Raw genomic sequence first — 25288 nt, 5'->3', positions numbered from 1 at the left:
CTCTCGGCGCCTGTCGCATGGCCGCCTGGCCGAACCCAAGGGGAACCCGTTGTCGCTCGTGTCCGACCCGATGCCGGCGCCGCTGTACGCGCGCGTCAAGCAACACATCAGCAGCCGCATCGCTGACGGCAGCTGGCCGCCCCATCACCGCGTGCCGTCCGAGACCGAGCTGGTCGAGGCGCTGGGCGTCTCCCGCATGACCGTGCACCGCGCGCTGCGCGAGCTGACCGCCGAGGGCATGCTGGTGCGGCTGCAGGGGGTCGGCACCTTCGTCGCCGAGCCCAAGCGGCGCACCGCGCTGTACGCGGTCAACAATATCGCCGAAGACATCGCCGCGCGCGGGCACCGCCATCGCGCCCGCGTGGTCAGCCTGGAGGCGGAGCGCGCCGGTCCGGCGCAGGCCGCGGCGCTGGAGGTTGCGCCGGAGGCGCGGGTGTTCCGTTCGGTGATCGTCCACTACGAGGATGACGTCGCGATCCAGCTGGAGGACCGCTATGTCAACGCCGTGGTCGCGCCGGACTACCTGAAGCAGGACTTCGCCAGCGCAACCCCTTACCAGTACCTGTCGCGCATCGCCCCGCTGACCGAGGGCGAGCATGTGGGCGAGGCCGTGCTGGCGCTGCCGGAAGAGTGCGAGCTGCTCGCCATCGAACGCGGCGAGCCGTGCCTGCTGATCCGCCGCCGCACCTGGTCAGCCGGTCGTGTGGTGACGTCGGTGCGGCTGGTGCATCCGGGATCGCTGCATCGGCTGGAAGGCCGGTTCACGTCCTAGGCCTTGCAGCGGCCCGGCGGCCATCCGGCTTCACCATGACGCCTGCCGTGCTTCAGCCAAGCTGCGGCTGCGTGGCGGCGAAGCTCGGCCGCTCGCGCATCGCCGCCTGCGCGCGCCGCACGTTCGGGCATTTTTCCAGCAGGTCTGCCCCCTCGGGGAACATGCCCACATAGGCGAGGATCGGCGCCAGGAACAGGTCCGCCATCGACAGCGCCGTGCCGACCAGGTAGTTGCGGTCGCCGTACACCTGCTCGAGCACCTGCAGATGCCGGGCGATCTCCGGCAGCGCGGCGTCGATCACCGCGCGGTCCGGCTGGCCGTTTGCGCCCTTCGGGAAGAGGTATTGCAGCACGTAGCGCCGGATCATCGCATCGTAGGCATGGGCGTTGATCAGGCTGATCCACTGCTCGCCGCGCGCCTGCGCCGATGGACGTCCCTGCGGCAGCAGGCTGGGCCCGTCGAAGGCATCGTCGATGTAGCCGAGGATGGCGCGGGTCTCGTAGAACGAGATCGGGCCATCGCACAGCACCGGGATGCGGCCGTACGGATTGAGCGCGAGCACTTCCGGTGAATGCGGCGGCAACGGCTTCAGCGTATAGGCCACGCCCTTTTCCGCGAGCGCCATGCGCACCGTGCGGCAATAGCTGCTGCGCGGATCGCCGATAACGACCACCGTCGCCGCGCTGCCGCTCGGGTCCAGGTAGTCGACCAGGCGGTTGTACACCGACTGCCAGCCGGTCGCGTGCGCATCGCGCGACGGCGTGTCCGGGAAGCCGCTATGCCGCATGTGCAGGTGCGTGCCGCCGTCCTGCGCCGTCAGCGTGACCTCGATCAGCGTCTTGAGATCCGGCGGCATGGGGCCGGCTTCCGCCTGCCACGTATAGGCGAGGAAGTCAGCGCGCGATATCACCTGGTACTCGCCGTGCACGGCATGCCTGGAGCCGTCGCGGCCGGCCATCACGATGCGGTACTTGCCGCCCACGCGGGCGTCGGCGCTGGCCTCGATCACGCCCATGCCGCGCGGGCAGTGCCACACCGCCAGCGCTGCCTGGTCTGTCAGCGCATCGAACACCTGCTCGCGCGGCGCGCGGATGAAGCGGGTCATTTCCAGCTGGAAGGTAGCGGCTTCGCTCATGATTGGTTCCCTTGGTCCTTGGTTGCATGACCGGTGTCTGCGCCGACACCGGCGGCGTGGGTACGCTCGACAAATTCGACGAGGCGGTCCAGGTTGCCTTCCCAATGGCGGCGATAGGCCTCCAGCCAGTCGCGCGCATCGCGCAGCGGATCGGCGCGCAGGTGGCAGATGCGCCAGCGCGCGCTGACCTCGCGCTCGATCAGCCCGGCATCGGCAAGCACGCGCAGGTGCCGGGAGATCGCCGGAGCGGACATCGCGAACGGCCGCGCCAGCTCGCTGACCGGTGCATCCCCTTGCGCAAGCCGGTCAAGGATCGCGCGACGGGTGGGGTCGGCCAGGGCGGCAAAGATGGTGGTGAGGGGATCGGGCTGGGTTGGCATGGGTTCATTTAACGTGTTGGTTAAATGAAAGTCAAGGCGAACCCTGCTGGCCGCACTCTCCGGGATTACCCCGATTCATACGTACTTGTATATACAGGAATATACATGCCTAGGCGTTGACCAAGGCGCGTTCCAGACCCGCAAGACCGAAGGAGTTTCCCGTGACCCAGATCCCCACCCAACCCACGCGTTTCCGCGACACCGAAATCCGCGCCCCGCGCGGCAGCAAGCTGACGGCCAAAAGCTGGCTGACCGAGGCGCCGCTGCGCATGCTGATGAACAACCTCGACCCCGAGGTGGCGGAGAACCCGAAGGAGCTGGTGGTCTACGGCGGCATCGGCCGCGCCGCGCGCAACTGGGAATGCTATGACCGCATCGTCGAAGCCCTGACCCGGCTGGAAGACGACCAGACCCTGCTGGTGCAATCGGGCAAGCCGGTCGGCGTGTTCCGCACCCACCGCGACGCCCCGCGCGTGCTGATCGCCAACTCCAACCTGGTTCCCCACTGGGCCAGCTGGGAGCACTTCAACGAGCTCGACGCCAAAGGCCTGGCCATGTACGGCCAGATGACCGCCGGCAGCTGGATCTACATCGGCAGCCAGGGCATCGTGCAGGGCACGTATGAAACCTTCGTCGAAGCCGGCCGCCAGCACTACCACGGCGACCTGAAGGGCCGCTGGGTGCTGACCGCGGGCCTGGGCGGCATGGGCGGCGCGCAGCCGCTGGCGGCGACTCTCGCCGGCGCCTGCTCGCTCAATATCGAATGCCAGCAAAGCCGCATCGATTTCCGCCTGAAGACGCGCTATGTCGACGAGCAGGCCACCGACCTGGATGACGCGCTGGCCCGCATCGACCGCTACACCGCGCAGGGCAAGGCGATCTCGATCGCGCTGTGCGCCAATGCCGCCGAGGTGCTGCCCGAGCTGGTGCGCCGCGGCGTGCGCCCCGACATGGTCACCGACCAGACCAGCGCGCACGATCCGCTCAACGGCTACCTGCCCGCCGGCTGGAGCTGGGACGAATACCGCGAGCGCGCGCAGCGCGAGCCGGCCGTGGTGGTGAAGGCCGCCAAGGCGTCGATGGCCGCGCACGTGCGCGCCATGCTGGACTTCCAGAAGCTGGGCGTGCCGACCTTCGACTACGGCAACAACATCCGCCAGATGGCCAAGGAAGAAGGCGTGGCCAATGCCTTCGATTTCCCCGGCTTCGTGCCCGCCTATATCCGCCCGCTGTTCTGCCGCGGCATCGGCCCGTTCCGCTGGGCCGCGCTGTCGGGCGACCCGCAGGACATCTACAAGACCGACGCCAAGGTCAAGGAACTGATCCCCGATGACGCGCACCTGCACCGCTGGCTCGACATGGCGCGCGAGCGCATCAGCTTCCAGGGCCTGCCGGCGCGGATCTGCTGGGTCGGCCTGGGCCTGCGCGCCAGGCTGGGCCTGGCGTTCAACGAGATGGTGCGCAGCGGCGAGCTGTCGGCACCGGTCGTGATCGGGCGCGACCACCTGGACTCGGGCTCGGTCGCCAGCCCCAACCGCGAAACCGAGGCGATGCAGGACGGCTCCGACGCCGTCTCCGACTGGCCGCTGCTGAACGCGCTGCTGAACACCGCCAGCGGCGCCACCTGGGTTTCGCTGCACCATGGCGGCGGCGTGGGCATGGGCTTCTCGCAGCATTCCGGCGTGGTGATCGTATGCGACGGCACCGATGAAGCCGCCGCGCGCATCGCCCGCGTGCTGCACAACGACCCCGCCACCGGCGTGATGCGCCATGCCGACGCCGGCTACCAGATCGCCGTCGACTGCGCGCGCGAGCAGGGGCTGGACCTGCCGATGCTGCGCGACTGATCCGCGCCAAGCACCCGGTGTTTGCGCCCCTCTCCCACTGGCGTGGGAGAGGGGCGCAAACCGACGCATTCCCCAGGAGACAAACGCATGCCACCCAATATCACCGCGCCCGCCTACGATGGCGCTGCCGGCGCCCCCGCCCTGTCGCGCACGCGCGCGATTGCCGCCATCACCATCGGCAACGGTCTCGAGTTCTACGATTTCGTCGTCTACAGCTTCTTTGCCACGCTGATCGGCCGGCTCTACTTCCCGGTCGACAACCCCACCGGCCAATTGCTGATGTCGTTCGCCACCTTTGGCGTGGGCTTCCTGATGCGTCCGCTCGGCGGCCTGCTGATCGGCATGTATGCCGACCGTGCCGGCCGCAAGCCGGCGGTGGCGCTGACGCTGTGGCTGATGGGCCTGAGCTCGCTGATCTTCGTGGTCACGCCGCCGTATGCGCAGGTCGGCATCCTCGCGCCGGTCATGGTGGTGGTCGCGCGGCTGGTGCAGGGCTTCGCCATCGGCGGCGAGATGGGCGCCTCGACCGCGCTGCTGCTGGAGTACGCCGATGACCGCACGCGCGGCTTCTATACCGCCTGGCAGCCGTTCAGCCAGGGCCTGGCCGCGCTGCTGGGCGCCATCACCGGCCTGCTGCTGAGCAACCTGCTGGCCCCGGCCGAGCTGGAATCCTGGGGCTGGCGCCTGGCCTTCCTGATCGGCATCCTGGTGATCCCGGTCGGCCTGCTGATCCGCCGCCGCCTGGAAGAGACCGCCACGCCCGCGCACCACGGCGAGCACGCCGCGCAATGGCCGCTGCTGCGCCGCCATGCGCGCGAGGTCTTTGCCAGCATCCTGCTGATGATCGGCCTGGCCTCGTCCACCTACATCGTTGTCTACTACCTCAGCAACTACGCCGTCAGCGTGCTGAAGATGCCGCTGTCGCTCGGCATCTGGGCCGGCTGCGTCGCCGCGGCGGTGCAGGTGGCGCTGTCGCCGTTCGCCGGCTGGCTGGCCGACCGCGTCGGCCGCAAGCCCGTGGTGCTGTGGTCGCGCGTGGCGCTGCTGGCGATGGTCTACCCGGCCTTCGTGCTGATCAATGCCGAACCGTCGCTGACGCGGCTGCTGGTGGTGGTGGCGTGCCTGTCGGTGCCGATGTCGATGACCGCGCCGGCGTCGATGGTGCTGGTCAGCGAGGTGCTGCCCAAGCGCCTGCGCGCCACCGGCCTGTCGATTGCCTATTGCGTCGCCATCGCCATCTTCGGCGGCTTTGCTCAGTACTTCTCGACGCAGCTGATCCAGGCCACCGGCGACGTCAACGCGCCCGCGCTGTACGTGATCGGCTGCGGCCTGGTGTCGCTGCTCGGCCTGCTGATGGTCCCCGAAACACTGGGCCGCCGGCTGAAATGAGCGACCTGGCAGACTTCGCGCCGGCGGCGGCGGCAACGGCCGCTGCCGCCCAAGATAGCCACGAGACGGTCTGGCGCGGCCGCCGCGATGCCGGCGAGGCCGGCGACACCCGCCGCCTGTTCGAGATCGTCGCCGGACCCGCCACGCCGCGTACGCCCGGCGTGCCGGTGCTGCTGGGCTTCTGCTGCGATGCCGGCGTGGTGCGCAACCAGGGCCGTCCCGGCGCCGCCGGCGGCCCGCGCGAGCTGCGCCGCGCGCTGGCCGGCGTGCCGGCGCACGGCATCGGCCGACTGATCGACGGCGGCGACATCCACTGCGAAGGCGATGCGCTGGAACCCGCGCAGCAGCGGCTCGGACAAGCCGTGGCCGCCGAGCTGGCGGTGGGCGCGTGGCCGCTGGTGCTGGGCGGCGGGCATGAAGTGGCCTGGGGCACGTGGCAGGGCCTGCGCATGCACCTCGATGCGCGCGGCGACCGCGGCCGCGTGCTGGTAGTCAACCTCGACGCGCACTTCGACCTGCGCGGCAGCCGCCCCGGCAGCTCCGGCACGCCCTTCGACCAGATCGCCGCCGACTGCCGCCAGCGCGGCCTGCCGTTCGACTACGCCTGCCTGGGCGTCAGCCGGCTCGCCAATACCGCCGCGCTGTTCGCGCGCGCGCACGCGCTGGGCGTGCGCCATGTCGAGGACACCGACATGCAGGAGCGCCACCTCGACGCGCGCCTGGCCGAACTGGAGCGCTGGGTCGCCGACGCCGACCACGTCTACCTGACCATCGACCTCGACGTGCTGCCCGCCGCGGTCATGCCCGGCGTCTCGGCCCCGGCCGCCTACGGCGTGCCGCTGGCCGTGGTCGAGGCCATCGCCACGCTGCTGCGCGACAGCGGCAAGCTGCGCGTGGCGGATATCGCCGAGTTCAACCCGCTGTACGACCGCGACGGCTGCGGTGCCCGCGTGGCGGCAAGGCTGTGCTACCGCCTGCTGGGCGGCTGACAAAACCGCTGCCCCCCGCAAACGATTGTTTACTCCCTCTCCCCTCATGGGGAGAGGGCCGGGGTGAGGGGTGGTTTAGCTAGGAACCCCATCAAGCAGGGCCAACGTTTTTACCCCACTGGCCCCAGCCTTTGACCCTCCCGCCCTCACCCCCGGCCCCTCTCCCGCTGCGCGGGAGAGGGGAGCAAACCGGTGGCAGTTCAGACGCGTTCAGCCCTTTCCGAACTGCCCAATTCCTCGGGTTTACACCTAGACGTCCGTTCGGATTCCCGAACGCTACTTCGCGCCACCCGTCCGGATCCCCGAACCAAGCGCCGGCGTCACATTAATTTCCCCTTTTAATTCAACGGGTTGCATAGCACGAAAGGCCCCTGTCAGCTGGCACGCCGCGTGCAATATAGGCCGCCGCTCACAGCGCCAGACAGGTACGCCGGCACGCTCCCAGCGTCCCGGCCGATGCCGAAAAACAAAGGAGGACACACCCATGACCGACCCTGCCTTGCCCAGCCCCGCCGCCATCCCGGCGCATCCCCGGCACCTGTTGCCGCGCTGAACCAGCCACGGCCGGTCCGGCGCCCCGGCGCCGCCCTGCCTTCCTGCAATACCCAGACGCCCGTCCCGCCACCGGGAACGGTCGCACAGGCCTGATCCACGATGAAACTGAATCGACTGCCCACCCTGATCTTCATTGCGATGCTGCTAGGCGTGCTGGCCGGCACCGCCGCGCACAACCTCGCGCCGGACGCCGCCACCGCCAAATCGATTGCGGACCACCTGTCCATCCTGACCGACGTGTTCCTGCGGATGATCAAGATGATCATCGGGCCGCTGGTGTTTGCCACGCTGGTCGCCGGCATCGCCAGCATGGGCGACGGCCGCGCCGTGGGCCGCATCGGCATGAAGGCGATGATGTGGTTCATCGGCGCCTCGATCACCTCGCTGCTGCTGGGCCTGGTGATGGCCAACCTGCTCGAGCCCGGGCACGGCATGAACCTGGCGCTGCCGGCGGCTGACGCCACCTCGAACCTGAAGACCGGCGCGCTGAACCTGCGCGACTTCATCGCGCACATGTTCCCGAAGAGCTTCGTCGAGGCGATGGCGCACAACGAGATCCTGCAGATCGTGGTGTTCTCGCTGTTCTTCGGCTTTGCGCTGGGCACGGTCAAGGACGGCGTCGGCAAGCCGGTGCTGCAGGGCGTGGAAGGCCTGGGCCAGGTGATGCTGAAGGTCACCAACTACGTGATGGCGTTCGCGCCGGTGGGCGTGTTCGGCGCGATCGCGGCCGTGATCACCGCGCAGGGCCTGGGCGTGCTGGTGGTGTACGCCAAGCTGCTGGGCAGCCTGTACCTGGCGCTGGCGCTGCTGTGGGTGGCGCTGATCGCCGGCGGCTACTGCTTCCTGGGCCGCGACGTGTTCCGCCTGCTCAAGCTGATGCGCGCGCCGCTGATGATCGGCTTCGCCACCGCCAGCAGCGAGTCGGCCTACCCCAAGGTGATCGACCAGCTGACCCACTTCGGCGTCAAGGAGCGCATCACCAACTTCGTGCTGCCGCTGGGCTACTCGTTCAACCTGGACGGCTCGATCATGTACACCTCGTTTGCAGCGCTGTTCGTCGCGCAGGTGTACGGCATCGAGCTGTCGCTGACCCAGCAGATCACCATGCTGCTGGTGCTGCTGGTCACCAGCAAGGGCATCGCCGGCGTGCCGCGCGCCTCGCTGGTGGTGGTCGCCGCCGTGCTGCCGATGTTCGGCCTGCCCGAGGCCGGCATCCTGCTGGTGCTGGGCATCGACCACGTACTCGACATGGGTCGCACCGTGACCAATGTGCTCGGCAATGCGATTGCCACCGCCGTCGTCGCCAAAAGCGAAGGCGCCATCGGCGCGCCGGTACCGTCCGGGGAGGATGAACCCGCCGCGGATACCACCACCGGCCTGGCACCTGCCCAGGTCCTCGCGGCCAAGTAACACCGACCGCCAGGCGTGCCAGGGCCCGGTTGCCGATCAGGCAACCGGGCCTTTTTGCATGGCGGCGGCCGGCACCCCCCGTTGGTGTGGTAAAAGTAGGCTCCCGCGCCAGGCTCAGCCATTGACGGCGCGGCGGCTTTGCCACCTGCCTCGCCCAACACCTGATGACCGGCCCGCTACACCCTTCCGGCGACACCCCCCGCGCCACCGCTGCCCGCCCTGCCGCCCCCGCCTCGCCGGCGGCCAACGGCTCGCGCCTGCCCCACGGCCTGCGCGGCGCCGCGCCGCTGCTGGCGCTGCTGGCGCTGGCCGTGCTGGTCGGGCTGGCCGGCGCGCTCGGCTACCGCTACACCTACGACACCGCGCTGGCGCGCCAGGCCGAACGCGGCCAGGTGCAGCTGCGGCTGTACACGCAGGCGCTGGAAAGCGAGCTGGCGCACTACGACTACGTGCCCGGCCTGCTGTCGCTGGACGAGCGCATCGCCGCGCTGCTGCTGCGCCCCGACGACGCCGCGCGCAGCGCGCGCGCCAACGAATACCTGAGCGCGCTCAACACCCGCGCCGGCACGCGCGTGATCTATGTGCTGGATGCGCACGGCAAGGTGCTGGCCACCAGCAACTGGCAGCGCCCGGACAGCTACCTCGGCGAAGACCTCAGCTTCCGCCCGTATTTCCGCGCGGCGATGGAGGGCCAGCTGGGCCGCTTCTACGGGGTCGGCACCACGCGCAGCGAGTCCGGCTACTACCTGTCGGCGCCGCTGGGCGAGCGCGACAACCCGGTGGGCGTGGCGGTGGTCAAGATTGGCCTGGAGCCGCTCGAAAACCGCTGGCAGGGCGCCGACAGCCAGATGCTGCTGACCGACGAGAACGGCGTGGTGATCCTGGCCTCGGACCCGTCGTGGAAGCTGGCCGCGCTGCGACCGCTGTCGCCCGAGGCACGCGAACGGCTGGCGCGCAGCCTGCAGTACAACCGCGCCCCGCTGCCGCAGTTGCCGCTGGCCCTGGTGCGCAAGTTGGACAACGGCAATGGCAGTGACCGCACCGGCGGCGGCAGCAGCGACGAACTGGTGCGGCTGCGCCGCGGCCCGCCGATGCTGGCCCAGCATGCCGCGCTGCCCGGCACCGACTGGCAGCTGACGCTGCTGACCAATACCTCGCAGGCGCGCGTCGCCGCGCTCAACTCCGCGGCGCTGGCCGGCGTGCTGACCGCCTTCGTGCTGCTGCTGGGCGCCGCCTGGAACGTGCGCCGGCGCATCATCAACGAGCGCCTGGCGGCGCGCGCGGCGCTGGAGGCGGCCAACAGCGAGCTCGAGCGCAAGGTGGCCGAGCGCACCGCAGACCTGTCCACCACCAACCAGCGCCTGCAGGCCGAGGTCGCCGAGCGCATCCGCGCCGAGACCGTGCTGCGCCAGGCCCAGGACGGTCTGCTGCAGGCCGGCAAGCTGGCCGCGGTCGGGCAGATGTCGACCGGCATCGCGCATGAGCTGAACCAGCCGCTGGCGGCGCTGCGCACCATCTCCGGCAATACCGGCAAGTTCCTCGAGCGCGGCGACTACGCCACGGTGCGCGCCAACCTCGACACCATCATCGGCCTGGTCGAGCGCATGGGCCGCATCACCGGCGCGCTCAAGTCGTTCGCGCGCAAGCCCGGCAACGGCGGGCGCCAGGCCCGGCTGGCCGAGGCGGTGGACAACGCGCTGTTCCTGCTGCAGACCCGCGTCGACGCGGTGCAGCCGGCGCTGCAGCGCGATATCGATCCCGCGCTGGCGGTGGTATGCGACCCCAACCGGCTGGAACAGGTGCTGGTCAACCTGCTCGGCAACGCGCTCGACGCGGTGGCCGGCAAGCCTGCCCCGCGCATCGCGCTGCATGCGCACGTGGCCGGCGGCATGGTCCACCTGACCGTGCGCGACAACGGCACCGGCCTGTCCGAGGAAGCCTTCGCGCGGCTGTTCGAACCGTTCTTCACCACCAAGCCCGCCGGGCAGGGGCTGGGGCTGGGCCTGACCTTGTCGGCCGGCATCCTCAACGAGAACGGCGGCAGCCTGTCCGCCACCAACCATCCGGACGGCGGCGCCTGCTTTACGCTGGTGCTGCCGCTGGCGCCGCAGTCCAACGCACAGGATGCCGAACATGCCGGCTGAACTGACGGTACTGGTGGTCGAAGACGATGCCGACGTGCGCCTGGGCTGCGAGCAGGCGCTGCGCCTGGAGGGCATTGCCACGCGCGGCGTGGGCAGCGCCGAGGCCGCGCTGCGCGAGGCCGGCCCCGGCTACGCCGGCGTGGTGGTCAGCGACATCCGCCTGCCCGGCCAGGACGGCATGGCGCTGCTGGCGCAACTGCGCGCGCGCGATCCCGCCCTGCCGGTGATCATGATCACGGGCCACGGCGACGTGGGGCTGGCGGTGCAGGCGATGAAGCAAGGCGCCTACGACTTCCTGGAAAAACCGTTCTCGCCCGAGCAGCTGGTCGATGCCACCCGGCGCGCGCTGGAGCAGCGCCGGCTCGCGCTGGAAGTATCAGAACTGCGAGAACGGCTGGCCGGCCGCGAAAAACTCGAAACCCGCCTGATCGGCGACTCGCCCGCGGTCGAGCGGCTGCGGCGCCTGATCGCGGACCTGGCCGGCACCGATGCCAACGTGCTGATCCACGGCGAGACCGGCACCGGCAAGGAGCTGGTCGCGCGCTGCCTGCACGAGGCCAGCCCGCGCCACGCGCGCAACTTCGTCGCGATCAACTGCGGCGGCCTGCCCGAGCAGCTGTTCGAAAGCGAGATCTTCGGCCACGAGGCTGGCTCCTTCACCGGCGCCGCGCGCCGCCGCATCGGCAAGATCGAGCATGCCGAAGGCGGCACGCTGTTTCTCGACGAGATCGAGAGCATGCCGATGCCGCTGCAGATCAAGCTGCTGCGCGTGCTGCAGGAGCGCGTGGTGGAACGCCTGGGCTCGAACCAGCCGGTGCCGGTCAACACCCGCGTGGTCGCCGCCACCAAGGCCGACCTGCGCGCGCTGTCCGATGCCGGCCAGTTCCGCGCCGACCTGTACTACCGCCTGAACGTGATCACGCTGGAACTGCCGCCGCTGCGCGAGCGGCGCGAAGACGTGCCGGCATTGTTCGAACATTTCGTCGCGCAGGCCGCCTTGCGCTTCGAGCGCGACGCGGTGCCGGCCACGCCGGCGGAACTGTCGGCGCTGGTGGCCTACCCATGGCCAGGCAATGTGCGCGAGCTGCGCAACCTGGCCGAGCGCCATGTGCTGGGCCTTGGCTGCAACCCCGGCCAGGGCGCTGCCGCACCCGCGGCCTTGCCGCTGGCGCAGGCGGTCGAGCAGTTCGAGCGCGCGCTGATTGCCGACGCCATGCGCCGCCACGACGGCAACCTCAGCCGCGCCAGCGAAGCGCTGGGCGTGGCCAAGACCACGCTGTTCGACAAGGTGCGCAAGTACGGCCTGTGACGCAGGCTTTGAAGCGGCTTTGAAGCGCTCGCTGAATTCAGCATCCGCTGCGGACATTGCCGTGCATTGGGGAACCACGGCGGCGCCAACATGTCTGCGTTGACAACGCTGTTGTCATCAGAAGGCACTCAATGTGCGTTAAGAAACAAAAGCTTCGCAGATTTATGTTTTTTCCTACAGATACTTTGTCGATTGCGGCATATTATTAGCTTCCAGCAAATCCAGCATTCGAGACATCCAATACATTGGGATCCCGCTGCGCTTTGCTGGAAATGCGCAAAAGATCAAAACAACCACAAAAAGCAGCCTGGCCGGCGGGGGAGCGGGCCGGGCACACAGGGTCAGTCAACTATTGGCAGTGACAATCGCGCGGCGCCAGTGCCAGGGGCCGCGTGCGCCATGACGGCGCGACTGCCATATGGACTACGGGTGATGGGATGAAACTTGATCCGGCACTGGCTGAAAAGCCTTACTACAGCACGCGTACAGCGGCAAAACTGCTCAACGTCTCGCTGGGCACTGTCCAGAAGATGGTCGAGCGCGGCGAACTGGGGGCCTGGAAGACCAACGGCGGCCATCGCCGCATCCACAAGGAAACCGTGCACCGCCTGCTGGCGACGCGCATCGGGCCCGAGTCGGCATCGCCGCACGGGCTCGACCTGGTGGTGTTCCACCCCAACCACCAGGAGGCACAGCGCATCCACAGCCAGCTTGGCAAATGGGGGCTTCCGCTCAAGAGCGTGGTGGTCGACGATGTGCTCGACACCGTCATCACCTCGGTCAGCGAGCATCCGCGCGTGGTGCTGTACTACGTCGACGAACTCAACGACACCGAGTCGGCCACCGTCGAGAAGCTGCAGAACTTCTTCGCCAGCCAGCACGTGATCTTCGCGGTGATCACCAACCGCCAGGCCTATGAAGGCGTGGCCGATGCGCTGCAGCACTGGGGCATCATGGTGTTCCTGAAGACGCCCTCGCTCGAAGAGGTCAAGGGCTTCCTGCGCGCGCAGCTGATGATGGGCCGCGCCGCCTGAGTCCTCACTGAGGCTTCACTGAGACTTCACTGAGGCTTCAGGCCACGGCCTGCGGCCGTGGCACCGGTCGCGCCGCGTCGCCGCCGCCGGCCTGCGCCAGCATCCATCCATACAGGTTGCGCGGGTCGGGCGGCATTGCCACCAGTTCCACCGCCGTGCCGGCGCGGTGCGCCTGCGCCGCGGCGTAGAGCCAGCGCAGCGCGGCATAGTCTTCCAGCGCAAACCCCACCGAATCGAATACGGTCACTTCGTCCGCCGCGGCGCGGCCAGGCGCGTGGCCGGCCAGCACCTGCCACAGCTCGGTCACGGGCGCGTCGGCGGGCAACTGCTGGATCTCGCCCTCGATGCGGGTCTGCGGTTCGTACTCCACCACGATGCGCGCGCGGCGCAGGATATCGGCATGCAGCTCGGTCTTGCCGGGACAATCCCCGCCGACCGCGTTCAGGTGCATGCCGGGCCGCACCATATCGGGCGTCAGGATGGTGGCGCGGGTCTTGTCCGCGGTGACGGTCGAGACGATGTCGGCACCGTCGAGCGCCGCCCCGATCGAATCGGCACGCCGGATGGCAAGGCCCGGCACGCCGCCAAGATTGCGCATCAGCCGCGCGGTGGCGGCGGGGTCGATGTCATAGGCCGCGATCTCGCGCACGCCCAGCATCGCGTGGAAGGCCAGTACCTGGAATTCCGCCTGCGCGCCATTGCCGATCAGCGCCATGGTGGCCGCGCCGGGACGCGCCATGGCGCGCGCCGCCAGCGCCGAGGTGGCCGCGGTGCGCAGCGCGGTGGCCAGCGTCAGGTCCGCCAGCATCAGCGGAAAGCCGGTTTCCACCTCGGCCAGCAGGCCGCACGCCATCACCGTGGGCATGCCGTGCTGGGCGTTGCGCGGATGGCCGTTGACGTACTTGAACGCGTACTGGCTGCCGTCGCTGACCGGCATCAGCTCGATCACCCCGCGCGCGGAATGGCTGGCCAGCCGTGCAGACTTGTCGAAATCGGCCCAGCGTGCGAACGCCTGGCGCACCTGCGCGGCCAGGTCGACGATGGCGGCCTGCGGGCCGATCGCGGCCACCAGCCTGGCCACGTCGGCCGCGTCGAGAAACAAGGTTCGGACGGTGTTCTTCATGACCCTCTCCCTCGCTGTTCATGCCATGCCTGCGCTCAGGCCGCCGCCGCGGCAACACCGCCGCCGCTGCTGCGGTCCAGCCGCAAGGTCATGCAATACGCGCCGCCGCCCGACAACATGAACGGCGACAGGTCGACCTCATGCAGCTGGTAGCCGCGCCGTGCCAGCTCGGTACGCAGGTGCGGGGTGGTGCGGGTCATCACCACCTGGTTGTCCAGGTTGACCGCATTGACGCTGAAATGGCGCAGGTCGTCGGCACTGGCTTCGATGCGCAGCCGCGCCGGCACGCGCGCGCGCAGCTCGCGCAGCGCCGCTTCGCTGAACGCCGGCGGGTAGTACAGCACCTCGCCGCCCGACAGCGGGCAGAAGCACACGTCGAGGTGGTAGCTCTGCTCGGTGGCCAGCTCCAGTGCCACCACGTCCTTGCCGAAGTAGCGCGAGACCGCCAGTGCCGCCTCATGCGAGGAACGCGGTCCGAAGCCGGCCCAGAAATGCCCGCGCCCCGCGTCCCAGATGCAATCGCCGGCGCCTTCCTGGTAGCAGCCTTCCGGCAGCAGCGCGACTTCATCGAGCAGGCCGCGCTCGCGCAGCTTGCCGAAGATGTCGGCAAACGGGGCTTCCTCGCCGCGGCGCTGCGGATAGCGGAAGCGCGCCAGCAAGGCGCGCCCGTCCAGCACCACGGCGGCGTTCGCGGGAAACACCATGTCGGGCAGCCCGGGGGCGCCGGGCGCCACCTCGACCGCGAAGCCGGCGCGGCCGAGCGCATCGCGCAGCGCCTGGAACGACGCCGTCGCGTTGCGGTGCATGCCGTGCGGATCGCGCGCCCAGGCGGCCGGGTCCATCCACGGATTGATGCTGTACGACACGTCGTAGAAGGTCGGCTCGATCAGCAGGATGGTGGGGGTCTGGATCACGGCGGCTCCTGGTTGGCATGGCTGGGCGATGGCGTCCCGTCGGGAAATCCATCCGTCCATTGCATTCTGGTGCAAGCCGGCGTTAGCCAAAAGCCAGCAAACTGCCCGGTTTGCGCCTACCATTGTGCAAAACGCCAGCTTGCGCTGGCGCTTTGCCAACCGCCCCCGACCCGCCCCATGGACGCCACCGACCAGCAGCTGATTTCCCTCCTGCGCGACAACGCGCGCACGCCGGTGACGGCACTGGCGCAGGCGCTGCGCGTGTCGCGCGCGACCGTGCAGAACCGCATCGCCAAGCTCGAACAGGAGGGCGTAATCGTGGGCTACACCGTGCGCCTGCGGCCCGAGGCCGAGGCGCACCGCATCCGCGCGTGGATGACGGTGGCGGTCGAAGGCAACAAGACCCGCTCCGTGCTGCAGGCGCTGCGCGGCGAGCCCAACGTGCAGGCGCTGCACACCACCAACGGCCGCTGGGACATCATCGCCGAGCTGCGCGCCGACACGCTCGAGGCCTTCGACCGCGCGCTCGACCGGATCCGGCTGATCGACGGCATCAGCGCCACCGAAACCAGCATCCTGCTGTCGACCTACAAGTAACGGGTCAGGCCGCGGCGCGGCCGCGCAGGCGCTCGCGCCGCGATTCTTCGTGGAACACGCTGCCGCTCGGGCGCAGCAGGTCGCGCAGCGACACGATGCCGGCCAGGCGCATGGTTGCCGCGCTTTCCACCACCGGCAGGCGCGCCACGCTCAGCGCCGCCATGCTGCCGGCGGCGGCGCGCGCGGTCTGGCCGGGCAGCAGCACATGCGCGGGCGCGCTCAGCAGGTCGCGGCAACGCAGGCCGGGCGGCACCTCGCCCGCGGCCAGCGCGCGGATGGCGCTGCGCTCCAGCATGCCGAGCACGCGCCCTTCCGAGACCACCGGGTAAGCACGATGCGCGGCATGTTCGCCGAAATAACGCACCATCGCTTCCGCGACCGGCAGGTCGGCGTCGATCGCGACCACCTCGCGCGTCATCAGCTCCGCCACATGGGCGCGCTCGAGCGGATCGACGCTGTATTCGCGGTAGATATGCAGGCCGCGCCGGGCGATTTTCTCGGTCATGATCGAGCGCTTCATCGCCAGCACCGAGAAGCCGTACGCCACCGCGGTGGTCAGCAGCAGCGGCAGCAGCGCCTCGGTGTCGTGGGTAAGCCCGAACGCAAACACGATCGCGGTCAGCGGCGCGCCCAGCACGCTGCCCAGCACCCCGGCCATGCACACCAGCGCCCACAGCTGCGGCGAACCGCCCGGCAGCCACGGGGCCAGCACCACGCCCAGGCCCGCGCCCAGCATCAGCAGCGGCGCGAGCACGCCGCCCGAGGTGCCCGAGCCCAGCGCCGCGATCCAGATCACGGCCTTGACCGCCAGCAGCGCCAGCGCGATCCCGATGGCGATGCGGTTGTTGAGCAGGTCGCCGATCACGTCATAGCCGACGCCCAGCGCGCGCGGCTCGAAATACCCGCCGATGCCGACCACCAGACCGCCCAGCGCCGGCCACCACATCCAGTGCAGCGGCAGGCGCGAGAATGCGTCTTCGGTGCGGTACAGCGCCAGCGTCAGCCCCGCGCCCAGCACGCCGCACAGCAGCCCGGCCAGCACGCACGACAGCAGCGCGGGCGTGCCCGCCGCCGCGGTCTGCAGCGGAAACAGCGGGCCGGCCTCGAACAGCAGCGGCCGCAGGAAACCGGCCACCGCGCACGCCAGCGCCACCGGCAGCAGGCTGCGCGGGCGCAGCTCGAACAGCAGCAGCTCCACCGCCAGCAGCACCGCCGCCACCGGGGTGCCGAAGATCGCCGTCATGCCGGCGCACGCGCCCGCCACCAGCAGCGCCTTGCGCTCGCCCGCGGTCAGGTGCAGGTACTGGGCCAGCAGCGACGCCAGTGAGCCCCCGGTCATGATGATCGGCCCTTCGGCGCCGAACGGCCCGCCGCTGCCGATCACGATGCCCGACGACAGCGGCTTGAGCACCGCCACCCGCGGCGACATCTTGCTCTTGCCGAACAGCACCGCCTCGATCGCCTCGGGAATGCCATGGCCGCGGATCTTGTCGCTGCCATAGCGCGCCATCAGGCCGACGATCAGGCCGCCGATCACCGGCACCGCGATCACCCACGCGCCCAGCGCATGATTGGCCGGGGACCGCTCAGCCAGCGACAGCGTCTGGTAGAAAAACAGGTTGGTGAAAAAGCGGATCAGGTTCACCAGCACGGCCGCCGCGACGGTGCTGAGTGCGCCGATCCCCAGCGCAATGACCGACAGCAGCAGCAGGCGGCGGTTGACGGCATAGTCGCGTTTTTCGACCGGCATGACAGACGACATCTGGGGGCTCCTTGCTCTTCTTGCGCGCTTGCGCGCCCTTGTGCGGTGCGGCATGCCCCGGGATCGGGATGCGCTGCACCAAAGGCGGCCAAATATATCACCCCGTGATATATTACGCGCACCATTCCAAAGCGCCCCCCGTCACAAGAATGCCCACCGCCCCCGTCTCCGCCCTGGCGCATAACGCCCGTGCCTGGCTGCGCACATTCGTTCCCCTGCCGGTCGCCGCCAGCCGCAAGGAGCGCCTCAAGAGCTGCTTCGGCGCCCTGCTTGGCCTGCTGTGCACGGAGTGGATCAGCCACCAGACGCTGGGCGGCTTCAATCCCTGGTTTGTCGCGCCGATGGGCGCCTCGGCGGTGCTGCTGTTCGCAGTGCCTTCCTCGCCACTGGCGCAGCCGTGGTCGATCATCGGCGGCAACCTGATTGCCGCAGTGATCGGCGTGGCCTGCGCGCGCTGGATCCCCGACCCCGGCCTCGCCGCCGCCGTCGCGGTGGCCATCGCCATCGCCCTGATGTTCCAGTTCCATTGCGTGCACCCGCCCAGCGGCGCGGTCGCCATCACCGCGGTCTTCGGCGGGCCGGCGGTCAGTGCGCTGGGCTTCGGCTTCGTGGCGGTGCCGGTGCTGTTCAATTCGATGCTGCTGCTGATGATGGCGCTGGCCTTCAACAACCTGTCGCGCCGGCGCTACCCGCACCGCCCGCCCGAGCCCGCGGTGCAGCATGGCACCCGCGACGTACCGCCGTCGCAGCGCGTGGGCGTGACCCGCGCCGACCTGGATGCCGCGCTGAAGGTGCGCGGCGAATTCCTGGATATCGAGGAAGACGACCTCGAGCAGATCCTGGTCGCGGCGCAACTGCGCGCCTATCGCCGTCATTTCGGCAACGTGCTGTGCGGCGAAATCATGTCGCGGGACGTGATCACGGTGACGCCGGACCAGCCCGCGCACGAAGCCGGGCACCTGCTGTCGCGGCACCGCATCAAGGCGCTGCCCGTGGTGGACGCCACGCGCAAGCTGGTGGGCATCGTCACCCAGAGCGATTTTTTTGCGGCACAGCGCGATACCGGCGCGCGGCGCCTCGCCGGCACCGTGCGCAACCTGATGACGCATGCCGTCGTGACTGCGCGGCCGGAGCAGCCGATGGTGGAGCTGGCGCAGGCGTTTTCCGATGGCGGGCTGCATCACGCGCCGGTGATCGATGACCAGCGGCGGGTGGTGGGGATGGTGACGCAGTCGGATCTGGTGGCGGCGTTGTTGAAGAGTGGGGTGATGGCGGTGCCGGATTGATTTGGCGGCTGGTTTTGGATTTTTGGGTTGGTCGCTGTTGGTGACATGCTGTCGGCTTTTGAACCGCGTGGTTCCGCCCTGCTGGGCGGGTCACTTTTTGTCCGAGCGACAAAAAGTAACCAAAAAACGCGTCGCCTGTGCGGCTGGCAATCAATTTCGCGGCGTTGGTGGTTCGGGCGGTGGTGATTTCCGTTTGGCGTGGGTGCTCGTTCGGCCCTGCTAACGCTATGTGAGTTAGGGATAACGCCTTCGATAACTGACTTTTGAACAATCCCAACTAGGGCGTAGGCAACCTGCTGCCGGCCTTATCGCGGGGACGCCTACGGCTGCTGCGCAGGCAGTATCTCAGGGCGGGGCTCTGGCAGGGAACGCGTCGCTGCGCTCGCTTGGCGCCCGAGGGCGCCCGCGCCAGCGCCGTGCCGTGCCGGCGCCCGCGACCACTGCCCCTGGTTTGCTCCCCTCTCCCGCCTGCGGGAGAGGGGCCGGGGGTGAGGGCAGGGAGCCTCAACGAAGTCAGGCCTTCCACAGCGAAGCAGCCACGGCACCCGCGGCCTGCGGAGCGCCAGCGCCAAGCGAGCGCAGCGACGCATTCCGTGCCAGAGCCCACGCCTCGCGATAGGGCCTGCGCGCAGCGCAGCCGTAGGCGTCCCCGCGATGCGGCCAGCAGCAGGCTGCCTACGCCCTAGTTTGGGATCGTTCAAAAGTCGGTTATCGCAGGCACCACCCCTAACTCACATAGCGTTAGCAGGCTCGAACGGGCACCCACGCCCAAACGGAAATCACCACCGTCCGAACCACCAACGCCGTGGAATTGATTGCCAGCCGCACAGGCGACGCGTTTTTTGGTTACTTTTTGTCGCTCGGACAAAAAGTGACTCGCCGGCTACGCCGGCGAAACAGCCACGCCCGCCAAGCACGACAGCCGATCGCATGGCATCAAGCCCAACATCCGCGCCTGCCAAGGGGCGACAAACATCCCAAAATACCGCCTTTCAACGCCCCCACCCCCTCCGTACGCTATATTTACGCCGTCCCCGTCACACCCAACCCCCCGGGGGACAAACGGAGACCCCCGACCATGAGTTCCGGCCAGTTGATCGAAAAAATCGCCGCCGTTTTCGCGCTGATCGTGCTGATCGGCGGCTCGCTGCTGGTTCTGGCGCCGTTCACCACGGCTCTGCTGTGGGGCGCGATTCTGGCATTCAGCTCCTGGCACCCCTACACCGTGCTGTCGCGCTGGCTCGGCAACCGGCGCGGCCTGGCTGCGCTGATCTGCGTGCTGCTGGCCACGGTGATCGTGCTGGGTCCGTTCGTCTATGCCGGCGCCAGCTTCTCCGCGCACCTGGATGACCTCGCCGCGCTGGTCGACCGCTATATGGAGCATGGGGTGCCGCAGCTGCCGTTGTGGCTGAGCAGCCTGCCCTATGTCGGCAGCTACCTGCAAAGCTCGTGGGACAGCCTGATCAATGCCGATTCCGAGATGGTCGCCAACCTGCGCAAGCTGATCGCGCCGGTGGGGCATGTGCTGCTGGGGGCGGGGCTGTCGATCGGGGCGGGCCTGGGCCAGCTGGCGCTGTCGATCATCCTGGCGTTCTTCTTCTATACCGGCGGCGAGTTCGCCATTGCCTGGCTGCGCGCGGGCATGCGCCGCATCGCCGGCGAGCGCGCCGACCACCTGCTGGAGCTGGCGGGCAGCACCGTCAAGGGCGTGGTCTATGGCGTGCTGGGCACGGCCTTTATCCAGGCCGTGCTGGCCGGCATCGGGCTGTGGATCGCGGGCGTGCCGGGGGCGGCCATCCTCGGCTTCGTGACCTTCTTCCTGTCGGTGGTGCCGGTCGGACCGCCGCTGGTGTGGCTGCCGGCGGCGCTGTGGCTGTACCACACCGGCGCCACCGGCTGGGCCATCTTCCTGGTGGTGTGGGGCGTGGGCGTGGTCAGCATGGCCGACAACATCGTCAAGCCGCTGCTGATCAGCAAGGGCACCGGCATGCCGCTGATCTGGATCATGCTGGGCGTGCTCGGCGGCGCGCTGGCGTTCGGCTTCCTGGGCGTGTTCATCGGCCCGACGCTGCTGGCGGTGGCCTATGCCCTGCTGCGCGACTGGACCATCGGCTCGCAGGGCGAGTTGCAGCGCGACCTGCAGCAAGGCGCGGCGCTGGCGCACGCGCCGGCCCCTGCCAAACCGACGGCACCGGCCGTGGTCGACAACCCCGATGTGCCGCCGGCCGCCACCGGCAAGCGATCCGGCTGATGGCGGCACACGACGTACCGCCGGTCCCGCCGGACACCGCGCTGCCCGACACCTCGCCGGCCGCGCTGCACCGGCTGGTGGCCTGCGAATACTGCGACGCGGTCTACGAGCGCACGCCGATTTCACCGGGCGAGCGCGCGCTGTGCCTGCGCTGCGGCGGCCAGCTCTACCGCGAGAGCCGGCGCCACTACCACCGCCTGCTGCCGCTGGTGATCACAGCGCTGATCCTGTTCCTGATCTCCAACGCCTACCCCATCGTCGAGATGGACCTGAAAGGGGTGCGCACCCAGACCACGCTGCTGGGCGCGGTGCAGGCGCTGTATGCGGACCAGATGGCGCTGGTGGCGGCGCTGGTGTTCGCCACCACCATCCTGTTCCCGCTGTCCGAGCTGCTGATGATGATCTACCTGCTGGTGCCGATGGCGCAGCACCGCATGCCGGCCGGCTTCGACCGCATCGTGCGCGGCATCCGCCAGACCCGCCCGTGGGGCATGATCGAGGTCTTCATGATCGGCGTGCTGGTCACGCTGGTGAAGCTGTCGACCATGGCCCGCGTGCTGCCGGGCATTGCGCTGTGGTCGTTCGCCGCGCTGGTGATCGTGCTGGCGGCGATGCTGTCGTTCGATCCGCGCGACCTGTGGCGCCATCTGGAAACGCCCGATGACCAGGCCGGGGCGGCCGACGGGGAGCGCCGATGACGCAGCCGCAGCGTCCGCCCGCCACGCGCCTGGCCCGTCCGCGCCAGCTCGCGCGCGAGGTGGTGGCCGAACTGACCGACGACGACGAGAGCAAGCCGCTGCCGCAGGTGCCCACCGCCAGCCGGCTGGGCCTGCTGTCATGCCACGCCTGCGACCTGGTCAGCCCGCGCACGCTGGAAGGCGCGCCCTGCCCGCGCTGCGGCGCGACCCTGCACCATCGCAAGCCCGACAGCCTGGCGCGCACCTGGGCCTTCCTGCTGGCCGCCTACATCCTCTATATTCCCGCCAACATGCTGCCGGTGATGGTGACGCAGTCCATCCTCGGCACGCAGCAGGACACCATCCTGTCGGGCGTGATCTACCTGTGGCTGTCCGGCTCGCACATGCTGGCCGTGCTGGTGCTGATCGCCAGCATCGTCGTGCCGCTGCTGAAGATGGCGATCCTGACCTTCCTGCTGCTGTCGGTGCATTTCCGCTCGAGCTGGCGGATCCGGCAGCAGACCCGGCTGTACGGGCTGGTGGAGGTGATCGGCCGCTGGTCGATGCTCGATATTTTCGTGGTGGCGCTGCTGGCCTCGCTGGTGCGGGCCGGGGCGCTGGCCACCATCATCCCCGGCGGCGGCGCGCTCGCCTTCGGCGCGGTCGTGGTGCTGACCATGCTGGCCTCGCTCAGCTTCGACCCGCGCCTGCTATGGGATTCGCTGGAACCTGACAATGCCCGACACTGACAACCAAGCCCCGGCGGGTGCCTTGCCGCCCTCGCCGCCCCCGCCCCCGCCTTCACCCCCTACGTCCGGCCTGCCGCGGCCCGAACGCCGCCGCCGCGCGCGCTGGCTGCCGTCGCTGGTGTGGCTGATCCCGATCGTCGCCGCGGTGGTCGGGATCTCGCTGCTGATGCACACGCTGGCCTCGCGCGGGCCCGAGATCACGGTCAGCTTCCGCACCGCCGAAGGCCTCACCCCCGGCAAGACCGCGGTGCGCTACAAGGACGTCGACATCGGCCTGGTCAAGTCGGTGCGGCTGGCGCGCGACCGCTCGCACGTGGTGGCGACCATCGACCTGACCAAGGACGCCGAGAACTTCGCCGTCGCCGACACCCGCTTCTGGGTGGTGCGGCCGCGCTTCGCCGCCAGCGGCGTGTCGGGGCTCGAGACCCTGCTGTCCGGCGCGTATATCGGCGTCGACGCGGGCAAGTCCAAGGAATCCGCGCGCGACTTCAAGGGCCTGGAAGTGCCGCCGGTGGTGACCACCGACGCTTCCGGCAAGCAGTTCGTGCTGCGCGCCTCCGAGCTGGGTTCGCTCGATATCGGCTCGCCGGTCTATTACCGGCGCGTGCTGGTCGGCCAGGTGGTGGCGTACCAGCTCGACCCCAACGGGCGCGACCTGACGCTGCGCGTGTTCGTCAACAAGCCCTATGACAAGCTGGTCACCGCCGACACGCGCTTCTGGCATGCCAGCGGGGTCGACCTGAAGCTCGATGCCGGCGGACTCAAGCTGTCGACGCAGTCGCTGGTGACGGTGCTGCTGGGCGGCGTCGCGTTCCAGGCGCCGGACCACACCACCGCCACCGAAGCCGCCGCCGAGAACACCCAGTTCCTGCTGGCCGGCGACCAGGCCGAGGCGATGAAGGAGCCGGAAGAACTGGCGCCGACGCTGGCGGTGCTGAATTTCGACCAGTCCGTGCGCGGCCTGTCGCCGGGTGCGCCGGTGGACTTCCGCGGCGTGGTGGTGGGCCAGGTGCGTTCGATCGGCATCGAGTTCCAGCGCGAGAAGCGCGCCTTCCGCATGCCGGTGGTGGTCGAGCTGTACCCGTCGCGCATGGGCTTCCGCGAACGCGACGTCGAAGACCGCGAGCGCGCGCGCAAGATCATCCAGGGCCTGCTGCAGCGGGGCATGCGCGCGCAGCTGCGCACCGGCAACCTGCTCACGGGCCAGTTGTACGTGGCGCTCGACTTCTTCCCGAAGGCGGCGCCGGCCAAGGTCGACCTGGACGCGCCGATTCCGGAATTCGCTACCACGCCTGGCACCTTCGACCAGTTGCAGGCGCAGGTAGGCGACATCGTCAACCGCATCGACAAGGTGCCGTTCGACCAGATCGGCCAGGACCTGCGCACCACGGTGGCCACGCTGAACAAGACCCTGGCCACCGCCGACAAGCTGGTGCAGCAGCTCAACGGCGATGTCGCACCGCAGGTACTGGCCGCGCTGCAGGACGCGCGCAAGACCCTGACCGCGGCCAACGGCACGCTGGCGTCGGACGCGCCGCTGCAGCAGGATACGCGCCGCATGCTGCAGGAGCTGACCCGCACCGCCACGTCGCTGCGCACGCTGACCGACTACCTTGAACGCCATCCTGAAGCGCTGCTGCGCGGCAAGCCGGAGAAAGAATGATGAAGCGCCTTCCGCTTACCCTGGTCTGCGCCAGCGCCGCCGCGGCGGTGCTGGCAGGCTGCGCCTCGCCCGAGCCGCGCTACTACACGCTGGCGCAAGGCCCGGGCACCGTGGCGGCGCCCGCGCCGGCGGTGGCCCCGTCGACCGACACGCTGTGGCTGGAAGTCGCGCCGGTGCGCGTGCCGGAGCGCCTGAACCGGCCGCAGCTGGTGGTGCGCGACGGTGGCAATGGCAATGGCAACGGCAGCGATGCCGGCGTGCGCCTGCTGGACCTGTCGCGCTGGTCCGCGCCGCTGCCCGACGAGCTGCGCGATGCGCTGTCGCAGCGCCTGCAGGCCACGCTGGGCGCCGTCGACACCTACCAGCAGGGGCTCTCCGACGTGCAGCCGCTGTACCGCATCACCACCGAAGTGCTGCGCCTGGACGCCGACGTGGGCCAGCGTGCCGGCGCCACCATCAACTGGACCGTGCGCCGGCTGCCCGACGGCAAGGTGGTCAGCGGCAGGACCCAGGCAGAGTTGCCGGCGCCGGGTGCGGTCGACGGCGTGGTGGCGGCCTATCGCGAGATCGTGGCGAGTACCGCCAACGATATCGCGGCCGGCGTGCAGGCGCTGCGGCGCTAGTTGCCGTTGCGCAGGGCGGCGGCCATTGCCGCCAGGCATTCGGCCGCGCCGCCCTGCACCAACCGCACCGAACACGCCAGCATCAGGTTCTTGCCCAGACCGAAGTCCTCCACGGTAAAGCCGCGCGCATCCAGCGGCGTGCCGTCGGCATCGGTCGCTACCGTGACGCGCTCGCGCAGCGTGCCGGCATCGGCGCTGTAGCCCCACACCGGCTTGCCCAGCGCCACCGCGAAGCCCACCTCGAAGGCGGTGCCGGAATCCGGCTCGCCCGGGCCGCGGAAGTCATCCAGGTTGGCCATCACCACGTCGGCGCGCCGCAGCAGCGCGATATTCGCGTCATAGATCCAGCGCGCGGTGTCGGGGCCGGAGCGGCCCGCGGGCGCGGACTGGTCGAGCGGATACAGGCCGGTGAAGCCATGCGCCGCGCACAGCGCCTTGAGGTGCTCGCCCCAGGCGCGCGCGTCCTTGCGGAACACGTCAAAGCCAGCGAGGTAGATGGTGGTCATGGCACGTGGGAGACTGGGAAGCGAGGCAAGCCGCGAGAATCGCAGCATAACCCGGGGCCGGCGCAGGTGGCACCGTGCCGCCGCCCGAACATCGCACAGCTTGCGCGCACGCGGCGGGTTGCGCGCCGGCGCGCGGCGCGCCACTGCGCTAACATTGCCCGTCACGCCTCGAC

At 69.5% G+C, this 25288-nt stretch carries 21 protein-coding genes; 15 read left to right on the top strand and 6 right to left on the bottom strand.

Annotated features, from left to right (window positions below; genetic code table 11):
* Window positions 1–49 precede the first annotated feature (49 nt).
* Window positions 50–772, top strand: coding sequence for a histidine utilization repressor (gene hutC / locus CBM2594_RS04595; protein ID WP_116355812.1), 723 nt, complete (start codon window positions 50–52; stop codon window positions 770–772).
* A gap of 52 nt (window positions 773–824) precedes the next feature.
* Here the strand turns inward: hutC and CBM2594_RS04590 are convergent, their stop codons facing one another.
* Together CBM2594_RS04590 and CBM2594_RS04585 are read right to left on the bottom strand one after the other, a co-directional pair.
* The gene (locus CBM2594_RS04590) at window positions 825–1907 is read right to left on the bottom strand and encodes an SRPBCC domain-containing protein (RefSeq protein WP_116355811.1); all 1083 of its coding nucleotides are present in this window, start codon (window positions 1905–1907) and stop codon (window positions 825–827) included.
* Window positions 1904–2287: an ArsR/SmtB family transcription factor gene (locus CBM2594_RS04585; RefSeq protein ID WP_116355810.1), complete on the bottom strand. Its 384-nt coding sequence runs from the start codon at window positions 2285–2287 to the stop codon at window positions 1904–1906. Before CBM2594_RS04585 ends, CBM2594_RS04590 begins: the two co-directional genes overlap by 4 nt.
* Window positions 2288–2448: 161 nt before the next feature.
* Here CBM2594_RS04585 and hutU point away from each other — a divergent pair, with 161 nt between their 5' ends.
* From hutU to CBM2594_RS04550, 7 genes are all read left to right on the top strand, one after another.
* Window positions 2449–4134, top strand: a complete 1686-nt coding sequence (hutU, locus tag CBM2594_RS04580) for a urocanate hydratase (protein WP_198048092.1) — start codon at window positions 2449–2451, stop codon at window positions 4132–4134.
* An 87-nt stretch (window positions 4135–4221) separates the two neighbouring features.
* Complete coding sequence (locus CBM2594_RS04575) at window positions 4222–5523, top strand: MFS transporter (protein WP_116355809.1); 1302 nt, start codon at window positions 4222–4224, stop codon at window positions 5521–5523.
* Window positions 5520–6512, top strand: coding sequence for a formimidoylglutamase (gene hutG / locus CBM2594_RS04570; RefSeq protein WP_116355808.1), 993 nt, complete (start codon window positions 5520–5522; stop codon window positions 6510–6512). Before CBM2594_RS04575 ends, hutG begins: the two co-directional genes overlap by 4 nt.
* Window positions 6513–7166: 654 nt before the next feature.
* On the top strand, window positions 7167–8477 hold the full coding sequence (locus CBM2594_RS04565; RefSeq protein WP_116355807.1) for a dicarboxylate/amino acid:cation symporter: 1311 nt from the start codon (window positions 7167–7169) through the stop codon (window positions 8475–8477).
* A gap of 164 nt (window positions 8478–8641) precedes the next feature.
* Entirely contained in the window at window positions 8642–10621 is a 1980-nt protein-coding gene (locus tag CBM2594_RS04560) for a sensor histidine kinase (RefSeq protein WP_116355806.1), read from the top strand.
* Entirely contained in the window at window positions 10611–11930 is a 1320-nt protein-coding gene (locus CBM2594_RS04555) for a sigma-54-dependent transcriptional regulator (protein WP_116355805.1), read from the top strand. Before CBM2594_RS04560 ends, CBM2594_RS04555 begins: the two co-directional genes overlap by 11 nt.
* A gap of 437 nt (window positions 11931–12367) precedes the next feature.
* Window positions 12368–12964, top strand: a complete 597-nt coding sequence (locus CBM2594_RS04550; protein ID WP_116355804.1) for a helix-turn-helix domain-containing protein — start codon at window positions 12368–12370, stop codon at window positions 12962–12964.
* A 37-nt stretch (window positions 12965–13001) separates the two neighbouring features.
* On the opposite strand, the gene CBM2594_RS04545 is transcribed toward CBM2594_RS04550, so the two are convergent.
* Both CBM2594_RS04545 and CBM2594_RS04540 read right to left on the bottom strand, forming a co-directional pair.
* Entirely contained in the window at window positions 13002–14087 is a 1086-nt protein-coding gene (locus CBM2594_RS04545; RefSeq protein ID WP_116355803.1) for an ornithine cyclodeaminase, read from the bottom strand.
* A 35-nt stretch (window positions 14088–14122) separates the two neighbouring features.
* Window positions 14123–15001: a dimethylarginine dimethylaminohydrolase family protein gene (locus CBM2594_RS04540; protein WP_116355802.1), complete on the bottom strand. Its 879-nt coding sequence runs from the start codon at window positions 14999–15001 to the stop codon at window positions 14123–14125.
* 177 nt (window positions 15002–15178) lie between these two features.
* Here CBM2594_RS04540 and CBM2594_RS04535 point away from each other — a divergent pair, with 177 nt between their 5' ends.
* Complete coding sequence (locus CBM2594_RS04535) at window positions 15179–15598, top strand: Lrp/AsnC family transcriptional regulator (RefSeq protein ID WP_116355801.1); 420 nt, start codon at window positions 15179–15181, stop codon at window positions 15596–15598.
* Window positions 15599–15602: 4 nt separating this feature from the next.
* Here the strand turns inward: CBM2594_RS04535 and CBM2594_RS04530 are convergent, their stop codons facing one another.
* A complete protein-coding gene (locus tag CBM2594_RS04530) occupies window positions 15603–17360 on the bottom strand; it encodes a chloride channel protein (RefSeq protein ID WP_116355800.1) in 1758 nt (585 codons plus the stop codon).
* 149 nt (window positions 17361–17509) lie between these two features.
* Here CBM2594_RS04530 and CBM2594_RS04525 point away from each other — a divergent pair, with 149 nt between their 5' ends.
* The 6 genes from CBM2594_RS04525 (at window position 17510) to CBM2594_RS04500 (ending at window position 24609) form a co-directional block, all read left to right on the top strand.
* Entirely contained in the window at window positions 17510–18646 is a 1137-nt protein-coding gene (locus tag CBM2594_RS04525; protein WP_116355799.1) for an HPP family protein, read from the top strand.
* Window positions 18647–19724: 1078 nt separating this feature from the next.
* Window positions 19725–20897 (top strand): AI-2E family transporter, encoded by a 1173-nt coding sequence (locus CBM2594_RS04520; RefSeq protein ID WP_116355798.1) that lies wholly within the window; start codon window positions 19725–19727, stop codon window positions 20895–20897.
* Window positions 20897–21595, top strand: a complete 699-nt coding sequence (locus CBM2594_RS04515) for a paraquat-inducible protein A (RefSeq protein WP_116355797.1) — start codon at window positions 20897–20899, stop codon at window positions 21593–21595. The genes CBM2594_RS04520 and CBM2594_RS04515 overlap by 1 nt, the downstream gene beginning before the upstream one ends.
* On the top strand, window positions 21592–22323 hold the full coding sequence (locus tag CBM2594_RS04510; RefSeq protein ID WP_116355796.1) for a paraquat-inducible protein A: 732 nt from the start codon (window positions 21592–21594) through the stop codon (window positions 22321–22323). The genes CBM2594_RS04515 and CBM2594_RS04510 overlap by 4 nt, the downstream gene beginning before the upstream one ends.
* Window positions 22310–23986: a PqiB family protein gene (locus tag CBM2594_RS04505; protein WP_116355795.1), complete on the top strand. Its 1677-nt coding sequence runs from the start codon at window positions 22310–22312 to the stop codon at window positions 23984–23986. Before CBM2594_RS04510 ends, CBM2594_RS04505 begins: the two co-directional genes overlap by 14 nt.
* The gene (locus CBM2594_RS04500; RefSeq protein WP_116355794.1) at window positions 23983–24609 is read left to right on the top strand and encodes a PqiC family protein; all 627 of its coding nucleotides are present in this window, start codon (window positions 23983–23985) and stop codon (window positions 24607–24609) included. The genes CBM2594_RS04505 and CBM2594_RS04500 overlap by 4 nt, the downstream gene beginning before the upstream one ends.
* Here the strand turns inward: CBM2594_RS04500 and CBM2594_RS04495 are convergent.
* Window positions 24606–25115: a nucleoside 2-deoxyribosyltransferase gene (locus tag CBM2594_RS04495; RefSeq protein ID WP_116355793.1), complete on the bottom strand. Its 510-nt coding sequence runs from the start codon at window positions 25113–25115 to the stop codon at window positions 24606–24608. The two genes, CBM2594_RS04500 and CBM2594_RS04495, sit on opposite strands and share 4 nt — an antisense overlap.
* Window positions 25116–25288: the final 173 nt, after the last annotated feature.

This window comes from Cupriavidus taiwanensis, from assembly GCF_900249755.1.
Lineage (GTDB): Bacteria > Pseudomonadota > Gammaproteobacteria > Burkholderiales > Burkholderiaceae > Cupriavidus > Cupriavidus taiwanensis_D.
This window is presented reverse-complemented; position numbering and strand designations above follow the sequence as displayed.